This is a genomic window from Saccharopolyspora ipomoeae (assembly GCF_029952525.1).
GTDB lineage: Bacteria > Actinomycetota > Actinomycetes > Mycobacteriales > Pseudonocardiaceae > Saccharopolyspora > Saccharopolyspora ipomoeae.
Genome location: NZ_JASAOF010000017.1, coordinates 123456 through 139141, shown reverse-complemented (window position 1 = coordinate 139141; position 15686 = coordinate 123456). Strand labels below are relative to the sequence as shown.

9 protein-coding genes are annotated in these 15686 nt (G+C 70.9%); 7 read left to right on the top strand and 2 right to left on the bottom strand.

All coding sequences use genetic code 11. The annotated features are described in order from the left end of the window. Positions 1 to 132: 132 nt before the first annotated feature. The 6 genes from ykgO to QFW96_RS22445 all read left to right on the top strand — a co-directional run bounded on the left by ykgO (position 133) and on the right by QFW96_RS22445 (position 6975). Positions 133 to 255, top strand: a complete 123-nt coding sequence (gene ykgO, locus QFW96_RS22470) for a type B 50S ribosomal protein L36 (RefSeq protein ID WP_093416249.1) — start codon at positions 133 to 135, stop codon at positions 253 to 255. A gap of 429 nt (positions 256 to 684) precedes the next feature. After that, positions 685 to 1476 carry an enoyl-CoA hydratase/isomerase family protein gene (locus QFW96_RS22465; RefSeq protein WP_281457688.1) on the top strand — a complete coding sequence of 264 codons (792 nt, stop codon included), beginning with the start codon at positions 685 to 687 and terminating at the stop codon, positions 1474 to 1476. A 64-nt stretch (positions 1477 to 1540) separates the two neighbouring features. Continuing rightward, positions 1541 to 2797, top strand: coding sequence for an acyl-CoA dehydrogenase family protein (locus QFW96_RS22460; RefSeq protein WP_281457687.1), 1257 nt, complete (start codon positions 1541 to 1543; stop codon positions 2795 to 2797). A 218-nt stretch (positions 2798 to 3015) separates the two neighbouring features. Next, positions 3016 to 4299 (top strand): phosphotransferase family protein, encoded by a 1284-nt coding sequence (locus QFW96_RS22455; RefSeq protein WP_281457686.1) that lies wholly within the window; start codon positions 3016 to 3018, stop codon positions 4297 to 4299. Next, positions 4292 to 5947, top strand: a complete 1656-nt coding sequence (locus QFW96_RS22450) for a class I adenylate-forming enzyme family protein (RefSeq protein ID WP_281457685.1) — start codon at positions 4292 to 4294, stop codon at positions 5945 to 5947. Before QFW96_RS22455 ends, QFW96_RS22450 begins: the two co-directional genes overlap by 8 nt. Next, positions 5944 to 6975, top strand: a complete 1032-nt coding sequence (locus QFW96_RS22445; protein WP_281457684.1) for a phosphotransferase family protein — start codon at positions 5944 to 5946, stop codon at positions 6973 to 6975. Before QFW96_RS22450 ends, QFW96_RS22445 begins: the two co-directional genes overlap by 4 nt. 163 nt (positions 6976 to 7138) lie before the next feature. Here QFW96_RS22445 and QFW96_RS22440 read toward each other — a convergent pair whose 3' ends face one another. Continuing rightward, positions 7139 to 8596 (bottom strand): MDR family MFS transporter, encoded by a 1458-nt coding sequence (locus tag QFW96_RS22440; protein WP_281457683.1) that lies wholly within the window; start codon positions 8594 to 8596, stop codon positions 7139 to 7141. Positions 8597 to 8841: 245 nt separating this feature from the next. Further along, the gene (locus QFW96_RS22435; RefSeq protein WP_281457682.1) at positions 8842 to 9771 is read right to left on the bottom strand and encodes a hypothetical protein; all 930 of its coding nucleotides are present in this window, start codon (positions 9769 to 9771) and stop codon (positions 8842 to 8844) included. 234 nt (positions 9772 to 10005) lie between these two features. Between QFW96_RS22435 and QFW96_RS22430 the strand changes: the two genes are divergently transcribed. Continuing rightward, the gene (locus QFW96_RS22430) at positions 10006 to 15486 is read left to right on the top strand and encodes an ATP-binding protein (protein ID WP_281457681.1); all 5481 of its coding nucleotides are present in this window, start codon (positions 10006 to 10008) and stop codon (positions 15484 to 15486) included. Positions 15487 to 15686 lie beyond the last annotated feature (200 nt).

Here is a 15686-nt window from a genome sequence, read left to right as displayed (position 1 = left end):
AGGGACGCGTTCCTGCAGAAACGAGACCCCGACTGGTCCCAGTTCCCCTGGTACTACTGAACCCCGTATTGGAAATGGTTGTCATTTTCGTGTAGGTTCGGGCGGTGGTTGCCGAGAGGGAGGTTTGGGAACGTGAAGGTGCGCAAGTCGTTGCGGTCGTTGAAGCAGAAACCCGGTGCTCAGGTGATCCGCCGGCACGGGAAGACGTTCGTGATCAACAAGAAGAACCCCCGCTACAAAGCCCGCCAGGGCTGAGCGGACCGATCACAACGCGGCGGCGTCAGACGCGGCCCTCTGGCCGGACTGACGTCGCCGCGTTGTGATCCGCTGGCGCCCCGAGCGGAACTTCCACCTGCGCTCCTCCCGTTCGGCGATAGTGGTGACGACGGGTGGCGGCGTTGGAGGAGGACAGTTTTAGCCATAATTGTCCCGACATTTCGGACATTGATCATGGACAATTATGGCTAAAACTGTCCCCTGTCGAGGCGTGCGCGTCGGAGGCGGGTTCCGGGCGCGACTCCGGCCTCCGCCTCGCCGCGCTGCCGCCGTGGTGCGGTGGGCTTCTCGTGCGAGGAGGCGTTCTGGGGGCGGTCGTGCAGTCTTCCGGGCGGTTACGTTCTGGGGTTGGGGGTGTTAACTTAGCGATCGATAAGGACATCGGGGTTCTTGGTCAGCGAGGGGCGTGTGAGCACAGTGGACAGTGACACCGTTCTGGTTCAGCGGCGCGGATCGGTGCAGGTGGTGACGGTCAACCGGCCGCATCGCAAGAACGCGATCGACGGGCCGACCTGGAGCGCGCTGCACGACGCGCTGCGGGGTGCCGAGCAGGACGAGGGCGTGCGGGCCGTGGTGCTGACCGGGGCCGGCGGGGACTTCTGCGCGGGTGCCGACCTCGCTGCCGGGCGCGGCGGGCATCCGCTGACCCGGATGCACCGCGTCAACGACGTCGCGCTGGCGCTGCACGAGCTGTCCAAGCCGGTGATCGCCAAGGTGCGCGGGGTGGCCGTGGGGGCGGGCTGGAACCTGGCGCTGGGCTGCGACCTGGTGGTGTCGAGCGCGGACGCGCGGTTCTCGCAGATCTTCGCCAAGCGCGGTCTGTCGCTGGACTTCGGCGGCTCCTGGCTGCTGCCGCGCGTGGTCGGGTTGCAGCAGGCCAAGCGGCTCGCGCTGCTCGGCGAGATCATCGGAGCCGAGGAGGCCCGCGAGCTCGGGCTGGTGACCTGGGTGAAGCCCGACGACGAGCTGGACGGCTTCGTCGACGAGCTGGCCGACCGGCTCGCCTCGGGTGCGTCGGTGGCGATCTCGCAGAGCAAGGCGATGCTCAACGTGGCAGGTCAGCAGTCGTTCCGCGAGGCGCTGGAGTCCGAGGCGCGGGCGCAGAGCGTCAACTTCGCCACCGCCGACGCGCCCGCCGCCTTCAAGGCCTTCACCGCCAAGACCGAGCCCGAGTTCACCGGCGAGTGGTTGGTCGACTGACGTCCCCTTGTGCCGCCGTGCACGTGTGCTTAAGGTCACTGAACGGGCGCTAAGGAGGCTCGGCATGGACTTCTCACTGCCCGGTGAGCTCGTCGAACTGCTCGGTGAACTCGACGCGTTCATCGAATCCGAGATCGTCCCGCTCCAGCGGCAGGACGACAACGAGCGGTTCTTCGACCACAGGCGGGAGTACGCCCGCACCGACTTCGAGGCCGGTGGCACGCCGCGGCCCGAGTGGGAAGAGCTGCTGCACGAGATGGCCCGCCGAGCCGACGCGGCCGGTTGGTTGCGCTACGGCCTCCCGGAAGAGGTCGGCGGCGGGGGCGGCGGCAACTTCGAGATGGCCGTGATCCGCGAGCACCTCGCGGCCAAGGGCCTCGGCCTGCACAACGACCTGCAGAACGAGGCCTCGGTCGTCGGCAACTTCCCCGTGGTGCACATGATGCTGGAGTTCGGCACCGCCGCCCAGCGCCAGGAGTTCCTGGAGCCGATGCTCACCGGGCAGGCCCGGATCGGCTTCGGGCTCACCGAACCCGACCACGGCAGCGACGCCACCTGGCTGGAGACCACCGCCGTGCGCGACGGTGATGACTGGATCATCAACGGCGGCAAGCGATTCAACTCCGGGATGCACTCGGCGACCCACGACGTCGTGTTCGCCCGCACCTCCGGCGAACCGGGCGAGGCCCGGGGGATCACCGCGTTCATCGTGCCGACCGACACGCCCGGCTTCTCGGTGGACTTCCACTGGTGGACCTTCAACATGCCCACCGACCACGCCGAGGTGTCGCTGCGCGACGTGCGGGTCCCGTCCTCGGCGATGTTCGGCGACGAGGGCGCGGGCCTGGAACTGGCGCAGTGCTTCGTGCACGAGAACCGCATCCGGCAGGCCGCTTCCGGTGTCGGCGCGGCGCAGTTCTGCATCGACCGCAGCGTCGACTACGCCCGTCAGCGGGTCACCTTCGGCCAGCCGCTGGCGCGGCGCCAGGCGATCCAGTGGCCGCTGGTGGAGCTGCAGACCGAGGCCGAGATGGTGCGCGGTCTGGTGCGCAAGACCGCGTGGGAGATGGACCGGCGCCCGAACTTCGAGATCAGCGACAAGGTCTCGATGTCCAACTACCGCGCGAACCGGCTGGTGTGCGACGCCGCGGATCGGGCGATCCAGGTCCACGGCGGCATCGGCTACACCCGGCACACGCCGTTCGAGCACATCTACCGCCACCACCGGCGCTACCGGATCACCGAAGGCGCCGAAGAGGTGCAGATCCGCAAGGTCGCCGCCTACCTGTTCGGCTTCGCCGGTCCGGGAAAGCGCGCATGAGCGCTGAACTCGGCGAGCTCCTCGCCGCACGACTCACCGCGCTCCGCCACCCACCCCCGGAATCCGGCGGTAATCGGGGACCCGATTACGGCGGTATTCCGGAACCTGAATACGGCGGTATTCCGCGTTCGGAATACGGCGGTAATCGGGACCCCGATTACGGCGGTAATCGGGACCCTGAATACCGCCGTACTCGGGGTCCCGGGCCGGTGCGGGTGGTGGGGTTGGAGCAGGCGAGCGGGGGTGCGAGCCGGGAGACGTGGTTCGTCGAGCTCGACACCGGCGAGCGCCTGGTGCTGCGCCGCGACCCGCCCGGGCTGGCACGCCCGGAGGGCATGGCGCGCGAGGCCGTCGTGCTGGAAGCCGCAGCTCAGGCCGGGGTTCCGGTCCCGGAGCTGGTCGACCACGGGGCCGACGACACCGTGCTCGGATCGCCGTACGTGCTCACCCGCCACGTCGACGGCGAGACGATCCCGCGCCGCCTGCTGCGCGACGACGCCTACGCCGAGGCCCGGGCCGGACTCGCTCGCGAGCTCGGCCGCGCCGCCGCCCGGATCCACCGCATCCCGGTCCCGGAGGGCTTCCCGGAGCCCGATCCGCTGGAACAGCTCGTCGTCGACTACGACGCGCTCGGCGACCCGATCCCCGCCGTCGAGATCGCCTTCCGCTGGTTGCGGGAGAACCGGCCCGCCGGTGCCGGGCGAACGCTGGTGCACGGCGATTTCCGCAACGGCAACCTCATCGTCGACCGCAGCGGGCTCCGGGCGGTGCTGGACTGGGAGCTCGTGCACGTCGGTGATCCGATGGAAGACCTGGGCTGGCTGTGCACCAACGCCTGGCGATTCGGATCTCCGCTTCCCGCAGGCGGGTTCGGGTCGCTGGACGAGCTCTTCGACGGCTACGCCGAGGTCGCGGGCACCCGCCCGGACCCGGAGGTGGTGCGCTGGTGGGAGGTGCTGGGCACGGCCAAGTGGGGCGTGATCTGCCGGTCCCAGGCCGAGCAGCACCTCAGCGGCGCCCACCCGTCGATGGAACTCGCCGCGATCGGCCGCCGGGTCTGCGAGCAGGAGTACGACCTGCTGGTGGCCCTCGGCGTGCCGGGGCCGACGCCGCCCTTGCAGGTCGAGTCCGAAGCTGCGGACCTGCACGGACGGCCCACCGCAGCCGAACTCGTCGCGGCCACCCGGGATTTCCTGCGGGACGAGGTCCTGGCCGGTGCCGACGGGCGGATGAAGTTCCAGGCCCTGGTCGCCGCCAACGTGCTGTCCACAGTGGAACGAGAGCTGCGGTTCGGCGCCGAGCAGGAGCGACGGCACGCGGCGCGGCTCGCCGAGCTCGGCTTCGCCGATCGCGCCGCCTTCGCCGCCGCGCTGCGCGCGGGTGAGGCGGATCCGCGGAACGAGGACGTGGCCGGGCTGCTGTGGTCGGAGGTGTTCGACCGGCTCGCGGTGGCCAACCCGAAGCACATCCAGTCCAGGACCAGGGGAGGCAACGGTGCCTGACCAGCTGCGCGAACGCCTGCTCGACGAACTCACCGGACCCGGCGGCGACTTCGAGATGACCGACGCCGTCGTCCGCGGCATCCCCATGCGGGTCTACTCGAAACCGATCGGGACGCTGCGCGACGCCGCGCTGCTCAGCGCCTTCCACGGCGACAAGGACTTCCTGCTCTACGAGGACTACCGCTGCACCTTCACCGAGCACCACCGGCTGGTCACCGGACTCGCCCGAGCGCTGCGCGAGGAGTACGGGCTGACCAGCGGTGATCGCGTGGCGATCGCGATGCGCAACTTCCCCGAGTGGGTGCCGATCTTCTGGGCCATCCAGGTCGCCGGGCTCGTCGCGGTCCCGCTCAACGCCTGGTGGAGCGGCGACGAGCTGCGCTACGGCATGACCGATTCCGGCAGCCGGCTGGTCTTCGCCGACCCGGAGCGCGCGGCTCTGCTCGACCGCGACGTCCCGGTCGTCGAGGTGCGCGGCGGCACGCCCGGCCCCGGCGTGCGGGCCTGGTCGGACCTCGTCGCGGCACTGCCCGACGACGGGCGGCCGCCGGAGGTCGACATCGACGCCGACGACGACGCCACGATCCTCTACACCTCCGGCACGACCGGGCGCCCCAAGGGCGCGATCGGCACGCACCGCAACCACGTGACGAACCTGCTCAACACCGTCGTCAACCGCAAGGTCGGGATGGCGGTCACCAACGGCGGCACGTTCCCCGAACCCGGTCCGGACGACCCGCAACCCGGGGCGCTGCTGACGTTTCCGATGTTCCACATCGCAGGCATCACCGTGCTCAGCTTCGCGACCCTCGCCGGCGCCAAGCTCGCGACGATGTACCGGTGGGACCGGGAAGAGGCCGAGGAGATGATCCGCGAGCACGGCCTGACCAGCGCCGCCGGCGTGCCGACGGTGATGCGCGATCTCGTCGAGAACAGCGACACCGTGCGGAACCTGGAGGGCGTGACGATGGGCGGCGCGCCGATCCCGCCCGACCTGGTCGAGCGCATCGGCGGGCTCGGCAGCAGCGCCTCCAGCGGCTACGGGTTGACCGAGACGACCTCGACCGTCGTGGGCAACTCCGGTGAGGACTACCAGGAGCACTCCAACAGCGTCGGGCAGCTGATGCCGGGCGCGGAGATCCGCGTCGTCGACCCGGCCACCGGCGATGACCTCGGGGACGGCGAGATCGGCGAGTTGTGGTTCCGGGGGCCGAACGTCGTGCGCGGCTACTGGAACCTGCCCGAGGCCACCGCCGACGCCTTCACCGACGGCTGGTTCCACAGCGGCGACCTCGGCTACGTCCAGGACGAGTGGGTCTACGTCGTGGACCGGCTCAAGGACGTCGTCATCCGGGGCGGGGAGAACGTCTACTGCGCGGAGGTCGAAGCCGTGCTGCACGAGCACCCGGCGATCGCCGACGTCGCGGTGATCGGGCTCCCGCACCGCACCCTCGGAGAGGAGGTGTGCGCGGTGGTGAACCTCAAAACCCGCGCGGATGTGGAAGAACTGCGCGAGCACGTGCGAGAGCGACTGGCGGGGTTCAAGGTTCCGGCGCACGTGGTGGTGCAGGAGGACCCGCTGCCGCGCACCGCGACCGGGAAGGTCCTCAAGCGGCGGCTCCGCGAGCAGATCGTGCAGCGGGGATGAGCGCCGTGGAGCTGCGAGGCATCGAACGCGAATCGGTCACCCGCTGGCTGGACGAGCGCGGAGTGCCCGCCCCGGTCGAGTTCTCGCTGGTCTCGGGCGGGAGGTCGAACCTGACCTACCGGGTCACCGGCGCCGACGGGCGGGTGCGCGCGCTGCGCAGGCCGCCGACCGGGGGAGTGCTGAGCACCGCGCACGACATGAGCCGCGAGTGGCGGTTCATCTCGGCGCTGCACGGCACCGGCGTCCCGGTGCCCACGCCGATCGCCTACTGCGACGACACCGACGTCACCGGCGCGACGTTCTACGTGATGGACTTCGTCGACGGCCGCGTCCTCGCCGACCGCGACTCCGCGCGCCCGTTCTCGCGAGAAGCCCGGCACCGCGCGGGAATCGCGACGGTGGAGTGCATGGCGGCGCTGCACAACCTCGACCCGGACGCCGTCGGGCTCGGCGACGTCGCCCGCCGCGACGGCTACCTGCAGCGGCAGCTGAGCCGCTGGCAGAAGCAGGTCCACGCCTCCGGCGCCCCGGACCTGGAGCTGCTCGACGCGGTCCACGACGCGCTGGCCGCCCACGTGCCCGAGCAGACCACCGGCATCGTCCACGGCGACTTCCGCCCCGGCAATCTCTCCTACGGCCTCGACGGCGAGGTCCTGGCCGTCTTCGACTGGGAACTGGCCACCCTCGGCGAACCACTCGCCGACCTCGGCTGGCTCATCGCCACCTGGGAAGAACCCGGTGACGACCTCCCGGCCGTCACCCCGGGCCCCACCGCCGAACCCGGCTTCCCGACCCGCGACGACCTCATCGCCCGCTACCGCGCCCTCACCGGCCGAGACCTCGCCGACCTGCCGTTCTACGTCGCGTTCCAACGCTGGCGCTCCTGCTGCATCACCGCAGGAGTCAGAGCCCGCTACCGAGCGGGCCACATGGCCGACGACGGCTACGACGCAGCCGAACGAGCGGACACCGAACGACGCCAAGCCCAACTCGCCTGGACAGCGGTCAAAGACCTCGGCCTGGTGTGACCCCACCCGTCCGACTATCAAACACCTGTGTCCCCACGGGTCAATCGAATTGTCCGGGCATAGCGGACATCGGGGGTGGACAGTTTTCATGAAAACTGTCACCTGATGACACGCGGCCAGGACGGAGAGCCGCCTCGACGTGATCGCGACGCTGCTGTGACCGTCAGACCGACGTCGTGGCTTCGTCGGGGGTGGAGGTCTTCTCGGTCTGCTTCGCCGGGCGGTCTTGGGGCATGAAGTAGGCGAGGACCAGGAGGGTGGCTCCGACGAGGAACAGCAGGCCGAAGACGATGTGCAGGGCGTCCATCAGGCCCGGTCCCGACGGGGTTCCGTCGGCGGAGGCGGTGGTGCGGGCGTTGATGATGGCGCCGCAGATCGCCACGCCCACGGCCGAACCGAGGGAACGGGCGAACATGTTGATGCCGGTCACCGCGCCGCGCTCGCTGAACCGGGCCGACGACTGCGAGGCGATGAGCGTCGGAACGGCCGTGAGGCCCATGCCGATGCCGACGACGAACGTGAAGACCCCCACCGTGACCACCGCGGAGGACTCGCCGAGCAGCAGCGTCAGGGCGGTGCCGATGGTCACGAACGACGCGCCGATCAGCGCCGTCCACCGGAAGCCGAGCGCGAGGTAGACCCGACCGGCGTTGGTCGCCGCCAGCGGCCAGCCGACCGTCATCGCGGCCAGCGCGAACCCGGCGACCAGCGGGCCGACGCCGAGCACGCCCTGGGCGTAGATCGGGACGTAGGTGGACAGGCCGAGCACGATCACGCCCACCAGCAGCGCGATCGCCGTCGGAACGCCCACGACCCGCCGGCGCAGCAGCCGCAGGTTCAGGATCGGGTGCGACGAGCGCAGCGCGTGCACCGCGAAGCCCGCCAGCAGCAGCACCGCCGCGGCGAAGATCGCCACCGACGGCACCGACAGCCACGCCCAGCTGGTGCCGCCCTCCAGCAGGCCCAGCAGCATCAGCGTGCTGCCGCCGGTCAGCAGCGACGCACCGAGGTAGTCGATCGGCTCGCGATCGCCCTCGCGCGGCGACTCGTGGTACTTGAGCACCAGCATCGTCGCGGCCGCGAAGCACAGCGGCAGGTTGATCCAGAAGATCCAGCGCCAGCTCACGAACTCGCTGAACACGCCGCCCAGCGTCGGACCGACCACCGACGAGATCGCCCACACCGAGGCGAGGTACCCCTGGGTCTTCGCGCGTTCCTGCAGCGTGTAGATGTCGGCGGCGATGGTCAGCGACACCGGCATCACCGCGCCCGCGCCCAGGCCCTGCAGCACGCGGCCGACGATCATCGCGGGCATCGACCACGCCGCCCCGCACAGCACCGACCCGACCAGGAAGAACCCGACACCGGCCAGCATCAGCCGCTTGCGGCCGAGCACGTCGGCGAGCCTGCCGAACAGCGGCGTGCTCACCGCCTGGGCCAGCATGTAGGCCGAGAACAGCCACGGGACCTGCGCGAAGCTGCCGAGATCCCGCGCGATCGTGGACGACGCGGTGGCGATGATCGTCGCGTCCAGCGCCACGAGCGCGGTGGACAACATCAGGGCGAGCAGGATGGGGCCGCGCTCGGAGCGCAGCCCGACACCGGAAGACGAAGCGGGCACGAACTCCATAAGACACCGGGCCGCCAAAATATTCCAGAAGTCGATCGGGATTCGCAGATTCCCCACTTCTCAGCGAGAAACGCTGCGATCGCGGGAAAAACGTGATCGAGCGAGGGCGGGTTGTTCCATTTTGAGCGGTGAGTCCGGCTTGGTCCGCGATGGGGACGTTCTCATGAAAACTTCCCCACACCCAGGGGTGTCACGCGGGTGACGTTTCCGCTGAAACTCCGGTTCCCGGACCGGAGTCAGGGGTGTTGGGTGGTGGTGTCGACCTGGGTGTGCATGAGGGCGAGGGTTTGGTCGAGGGTGAGGCCGGAGTTCAGGGCGTGGTCGAGGTAGGTGAGGATGCGCTGGGCGTCGGGGTTGAGGACCTCGTTGGTCGAGTCGGCGGTGGCGGCGGCGAGCGTGCCGAGGGAGGCGCGCTGCTGGGCGGCGCGGACCGCGCGGCGCAGGATGATCATCTCCTGGGCGTTGGGACGACGCCGCTCCTCGGTGAGGCGCGCGAGGATGCGGCGGACCGTCGGGTCGTGCTTGACCGTCGCCGTGCGGGCAGCGTAGGTGGCGACCAGCTGCGAGTCGCGGCGGTCGTCGGGCGCGTTCTGGCCCTCCTCGGCGTGGGCCGGGGGCACGTCGACGGCCAGGGCGTCCATCGCCTGCTGCACGCGGGCGTCGCGGGCGCGAGCGCGGGCGATCGGGTCCGGACGTCCCTCGCCGGCGCGCTCGCGGACCTGCCTGCGGGCCTGCTGCCCGGCCTCGGTGAGCCGCCGCGGCCGGGAGACCAGACCGTCGTTGATCTGCTGCTGGCGCTTGAGCCGCAGGTGCATGTCCAGCGACTGCCCGGCGCGCGGCGGGGCCAGCCGGGCGTTGCGCTCGAAGTCGTCGTCCTCCTCGCGGAACCACTTGCGCAGCCGCCGGACCAGGAAGTCCTCCGGCGACTCCTGATCGCCGCGCCGAGGCTGGAAGCCCTCCCGGCCCTCCGGCAGGTTGTCGAGCGCGACCTTGATCGCGTCCACGCACCACCCCGCGTCGAACCAGCGGCTGAGGATCGTGATGGCCTGCGAGGTCACCGGGTGGCCGGGGAAGAGCTCGCCGAAGAGCTTGCGGGTGGCCAGCTCGGCCTGCTCCCGGTCGGCCGGGATGACCCGGCCCGGCCAGGTCTGCGGGGTGAACGCCATCTGCTCCTCCGAAAGGTGCCGTGCCCGTCCGCGCGAACGGCACTGCGCGTGTGCTCCGAGTGTCCCCGCCCGGCTTCGGCGAGTGCCCGGACGATCTCCCGTTTGGTGGGTCCCGACTAATTTTGGGCCGCACCGCGCGGCACCGGCTACATATCCCTACCCGCGAGTAACCGGGAGGGTGTTCTTGAAGGTCGGGAGCGGCTGCTCCCGCGAAGAGCTTAGGAGGTCTGGTCGGTGTTCCGTCGTGTGGCGATCGTCAACCGCGGGGAAGCCGCGATGCGGCTGATTCATGCTGTGCGGGAGGTCGAGGCGGAAACCGGGGACCGGATCGAGACCGTCGCCCTGCACACCGACGCCGACCGCGCGGCCGCCTTCGTCCGCGAGGCGGACGTGACCTACGACCTGGGCCTGGCCCGCGACCGGCCCTACCTCGACATGGCCGTGCTGGAGCGCGCCCTGACCGAGACCGGTGCCGACGCTGCTTGGGTGGGCTGGGGTTTCGTCGCCGAGGACCCGGCGTTCGCCGAGCTCTGCGACAAGCTGGGCGTGACCTTCATCGGCCCCAGCGCCGAGGCGATGCGCAGGCTCGGCGACAAGATCGGCGCCAAGCTCCTCGCCGAGGAGGTCGGCGTGCCGGTGGCGCCGTGGAGCCGCGGCGAGGTGGCCGACCTCGACTCCGCGATCCGCAGCGCCGGTGAGATCGGTTACCCGCTGATGCTCAAGGCCACCGCCGGTGGTGGCGGGCGCGGCATCCGCGTGATCCACGACGAGGCCGAGCTGACCGAGGCCTACGAGCGCACCCGGTTGGAGGCCGAGCGGGCCTTCGGTTCCGGCGCGGTGTTCCTGGAACGCCTGGTCACCGGGGCCCGGCACGTCGAGGTGCAGGTCATCGCCGACGGCCAGGGCACCGCCTGGGCGCTGGGCGTGCGGGACTGCTCGGTGCAGCGGCGCAACCAGAAGATCATCGAGGAGTCCGCCTCGCCGGTGCTCAGCGCCGAGCAGGCCCGCGAGCTCAAGGAGTCCGCCGAGCGGCTGGCCGTCGCCGTCGACTACCGCGGTGCGTGCACCGTCGAGTTCCTCTACCACCCGGGCGAGCGGCTGTTCGCGTTCCTAGAGGTCAACACCCGCCTGCAGGTCGAGCACCCGATCACCGAGGCCACCACCGGCGTCGACCTGGTCAAGTACCAGCTGCACGTCGCCTCCGGCGGCAAGCTGGAAGGCGAGCCGCCCGCCGAGTCCGGCCACGCGATCGAAGCGCGGCTCAACGCCGAGGACCCCGAGCGCGACTTCGCGCCCTCGCCCGGCAAGATCGTCCGGCTCGACTTCCCGGCCGGTCCCGGCATCCGCGTCGACACCGGCGTCGGCGAGGGCGACACCATCCCCGCCGACTTCGACTCCATGATCGCCAAGATCATCGCCGTCGGCCGCGACCGCGACGAGGCCCTGGGCAGGCTGCGCCGCGCCATGGCGCAGACCACCGTCATCGTCGCCGGCGGCGCCACCAACAAGAGCTTCGTGCTCGACCTGCTCGACCGCCCCGAGGTCATCGACGGCTCCGCCGACACCGGCTGGATCGACCGCGTCCGCGCCGAAGGCGAGCTGCAGGCCGACCGCCACTCCGCGATCGCGCTGGCCGCCGCCGGGATCGACGCCTACGAGGACGCCGAGCTCGTCGAGCGGCAGCGGTTCTTCGCCGCCGCGCACGGCGGCCGCCCGCAGGCCCAGCACGAGAGCGGCCGCCCCCTGGAGTTCAAGCTGCGCGGCGCCGGCTACCGGGTGCAGGTCGCCCGCGTCGGGCACGAGCGGTTCCGCATCGGCATCAGCGCCGGCAACGGCTCCGCCGTGCACACCGCCGACGTCGAGATCGAGCGGTTCGACGCCCACGTCCGCCAGCTCACCGTCAACGGCCAGCGGTTCCGCGTCGTCACCGACACCCACGGACCGGTGTGCCTGGCCGAGGTCGACGGCGTGGCCCACCGGGTCAGCCGCGACGAGGGCGGCGTGCTGCGATCCCCGGCCCCCGCGCTGGTCGTCGCGACCCCGCTGGAGGTCGGCGCCGAGGTCGAGGAAGGCGCACCGGTCCTGGTGCTGGAATCCATGAAGATGGAGACCGTGCTGCGCGCCCCGTTCCGCGCGAAGCTGCGGGAATGCCTGGTGCGCACCGGGAGTCAGGTCGAGACCGGCGCGCCGCTGCTGCGGCTCGAACCGCTCGGCGACTCCGACGACGCCGCCGAGCAGACCACCACCGACACCACCGACCTCGAACTGCCCAGCACCCCCGACGGGCTCGGCGCCGCCGAGCGCGCCGAGCGCAACCGGCAGGACCTGCGCAGCATGCTGCTCGGCTTCGACGTCGACCCGCAGGACGAGCGCCGCGTCCTCAACGACTACCTCCGCGCCCGCGAGGAGCTCGTCGAGGCCGGGAACCGGCCGCTGGCCGAGGAGATCGAGCTGCTGGAGGTCTTCGCCGACCTCTCCGAGCTCAGCCGCAACCGGCCGGTCGGCGAGGAGACCGCGGCCGACTCCCGGGTGCACAGCCCGCGCGAGTACTTCCACACCTACCTGCAGAGCCTCGACGTCGAGCGCGCCGGGCTCTCCGAGACCTTCCAGGGCCGCCTGACCCGGGTGCTCGGCCACTACGGCGTCACCGACCTCGACCGCACGCCGGAGCTGGAAGAAGCCGTGTTCCGGATCTTCCTCGCCCAGCAGCGCGCCTCCTCCGACGAGGCGGCCGTGGCCACGCTGCTGCGCCAGTGGCTGGCCGAGGCCCCGCCGTCCGGCGCCCAGCGCCAGGCCGCCGGACTCGCGATGGAACACCTGGTCGCCGCCACGCAGGTCCGCTTCCCCGCGCTGTGCGACCTCGCCCGCACCGTGGCGTTCCGCTGGTTCGCGCAGCCGATGCTGCGCCGCCACCGCGCCGAGGTCTACGCGGGCGTGCGCAAGCACCTGCGGCACCTCGACGAGAACCCGGACGCACCGGACCGCGCCGAGCGCATCTCGGCGATGGTCTCCAGCGCCGAACCGCTGGTCCGCCTCGTCGGCCAGCGCATCGGGCGTCCCGGCACCGACCCGGCACCGCTGCTGGAGGTGCTCGCGCGCCGCTACTACGGCAACCGGGAGCTCGACGAGGTCCGCGCCTTCGAGGCCGCGGGCTGCACGTTCGTCAGCGCCGAGCACCGCGGCGCCGGTTCGCGCGTGGTGAGCACCGCGGTGGACTTCGCGGCGCTGCCCGACGTCGTGCGCGCCATCGGCGAGCTCGCCGCCGACAGCGACCTGGTCGCCGACGTCTACCTGGTGTGGGACGGCCAGCCCGACGACACCGACGCGATGGCCGCCCGCCTCGGCGAGGTGCTCACCGCGCAGCAGCTGCCCGCCGCCGTCAACCGGATCACCACCACCGTGGCCGGTCCCAGCGGTGCGGTGATGCACCACCACTTCACGTTCCGGCCCTCGGTCGACGGCTTCGCCGAGGAGCGGCTGATCCGCGGCCTGCACCCGCTGATCGCCGACCGGATGCAGCTGGAGCGGCTGCGCGAGTTCGACCTCACCCGCCTGCCCTCCTCCGACGAGGAGGTCTACCTGTTCCGCTGCGTGGCGCCGGAGAACCCCGCCGACGAGCGGCTGGTGGCGCTGGCCCAGGTGCGGGACCTCACCCCGCTGCGGGAGGACGACGGCAGGCTCGTCGCGCTGCCCGCCGCTGAAGGCGTGCTCACCGCCTGCCTCGACGCGATCCGCAAGGCCCAGAAGCCCAACGGCAAGAAGCGCGCCGGGACCAACCGGATCGTCGTCTACGTCTGGCCGCCGAACGAGCTCTCGCTCGACGAGCTCGACGTCGTCGCCCAGCGCGTGCTGCCCACCGCGGCCGGGGCCGGGCTGGAAGAGGTCCTGTTCCTGGTGCGGCAGCGCGACGCCGAGACCGGCGAGCTCGCCGAGGTCGCGGTGCGCATCGGGTCGAAACCCGGTTCGGGCGTGCGGATCTCGGTCGAGGAGCCCTCGACCGAGCCGATCAAGCCGCTGGACAGCTACCGGCAGAAGGTGCTGCGCGCCGAGAACCGCGGCACCACCTACCCCTACGAGCTGACCGGGATGCTCGCCGGTGCCTCGGGCTCGTTCGTCGAGCACGACCTCGACGACTCCGGCGTGCTGGTGCCGGTGGACCGCCCGAAGGGGCAGAACTCGGCGGCGATCGTCGCCGGCGTCGTCAGCACCCCGACGACACTGCACCCCGAGGGCGTGAAACGCGTTGTGCTGCTGGGTGATCCGACCAAGGCGCTGGGCGCGCTGTCGGAGCCGGAGTGCTCGCGGGTGATCGCCGCGATCGACCTGGCCGAGGAGATGGGCGTGCCGCTGGAGTGGTTCGCGCTCTCGGCCGGTGCCCGGATCTCCATGTCGTCGGGTACCGAGAACATGGACTGGGTCGCCGCCGCGCTCAAGCGCATCGTGCGGTTCACCCAGGACGGCGGTGAGATCAACGTCGTGGTGGCCGGGATCAACGTGGGCGCTCAGCCCTATTGGAACGCCGAGGCCACGATGTTGATGCACACCAAGGGGATCCTGGTGATGACGCCGGATTCGGCGATGGTGCTCACCGGCAAGCAGTCGCTGGACTTCTCCGGTGGTGTCTCTGCGGAGGACAACTTCGGCATCGGCGGCTACGACCGGGTGATGGGGCCGAACGGGCAGGCGCAGTACTGGGCGCCGAACCTGGGTGCGGCCGCCGAGGTGCTGATGGCGCACTACGAGCACACCTACGTCGCCCCGGGCGAGTCCGGTCCGCGCAGCGCGGGCACCAGCGACCCGGTCGAGCGGGACATCTCGAGCTTCCCGCACGAGCTGGCCGGCAGCGACTTCACCACCGTGGGCGAGATCTTCTCCACCACCGCCAACCCGGACCGCAAGAAGTCCTTCGACATCCGCACCGTGATGCGCGCGGTCGCCGACCAGGACCACGAGGTGCTGGAGCGCTGGGCCGGGATGGCCGACGCCGACACGGCCGTCGTGCAGGACGCGCACCTGGGCGGTCAGCCGGTGTGCCTGCTGGGCATCGAGTCGCAGTCGGTGGCCCGTCGCGGGTTCCCGCCCACCGACGGCCCGGACACCTACACCTCGGGCACGCTGTTCCCGCGCTCCTCGAAGAAGGTGGCGCGCGCGATCAACGCGGCCAGCGGGAACCGTCCGCTGGTGGTGCTGGCGAACCTGTCCGGGTTCGACGGCTCGCCGGAGTCGATGCGCAAGCTGCAGCTGGAGTACGGCGCCGAGATCGGCCGCGCCATCGTCAACTTCGACGGCCCGATCGTGTTCTGCGTGATCTCCCGCTACCACGGCGGCGCGTTCGTGGTGTTCTCCAAGGCGTTGAACCCGAACATGACGGTGCTGGCCGTGGAGGGTTCCTACGCCTCGGTGATCGGCGGCGCCCCGGCGGCCGCGGTGGTCTTCGCCGGTGACGTCAACGAGCGCACGGCCAACGACCCGCGGGTGCGCGAGCTCGACGAGCTCGTGGCCAACGCCGAAGGCCCGGAGCGCGCGGCCCAGAGCCTCAAGCTCGCCGACGTCCGCGCCGAGGTCCGGGCCGAGAAGCTCAGCGAGGTCGCCGCCGAGTTCGACCGCGTCCACAGCATCCAGCGGGCGGTCGAGGTCGGCTCGGTGGACGCCATCGTCACCGCCGCCGAACTCCGCCCCAGCATCATCAACGCCATCACCACCCACCTGTCCTGACCCCTCCCACGTCAAGAACCCCGGTTTTCGCGCGACGAAAACCGGGGTTCTTGACGCGAGGGGACCGGTTCGGGGGATGGTCATGCTGTTCGGGTATCGGTGGATGCTCATTTGATGTTGGACGGGCATGGGGCGGGGGCTTAGCGTCAGGGGCGATCATTCCGGGTGATTCAGAGCACTGCGACAGTCGCCAGCGGGTG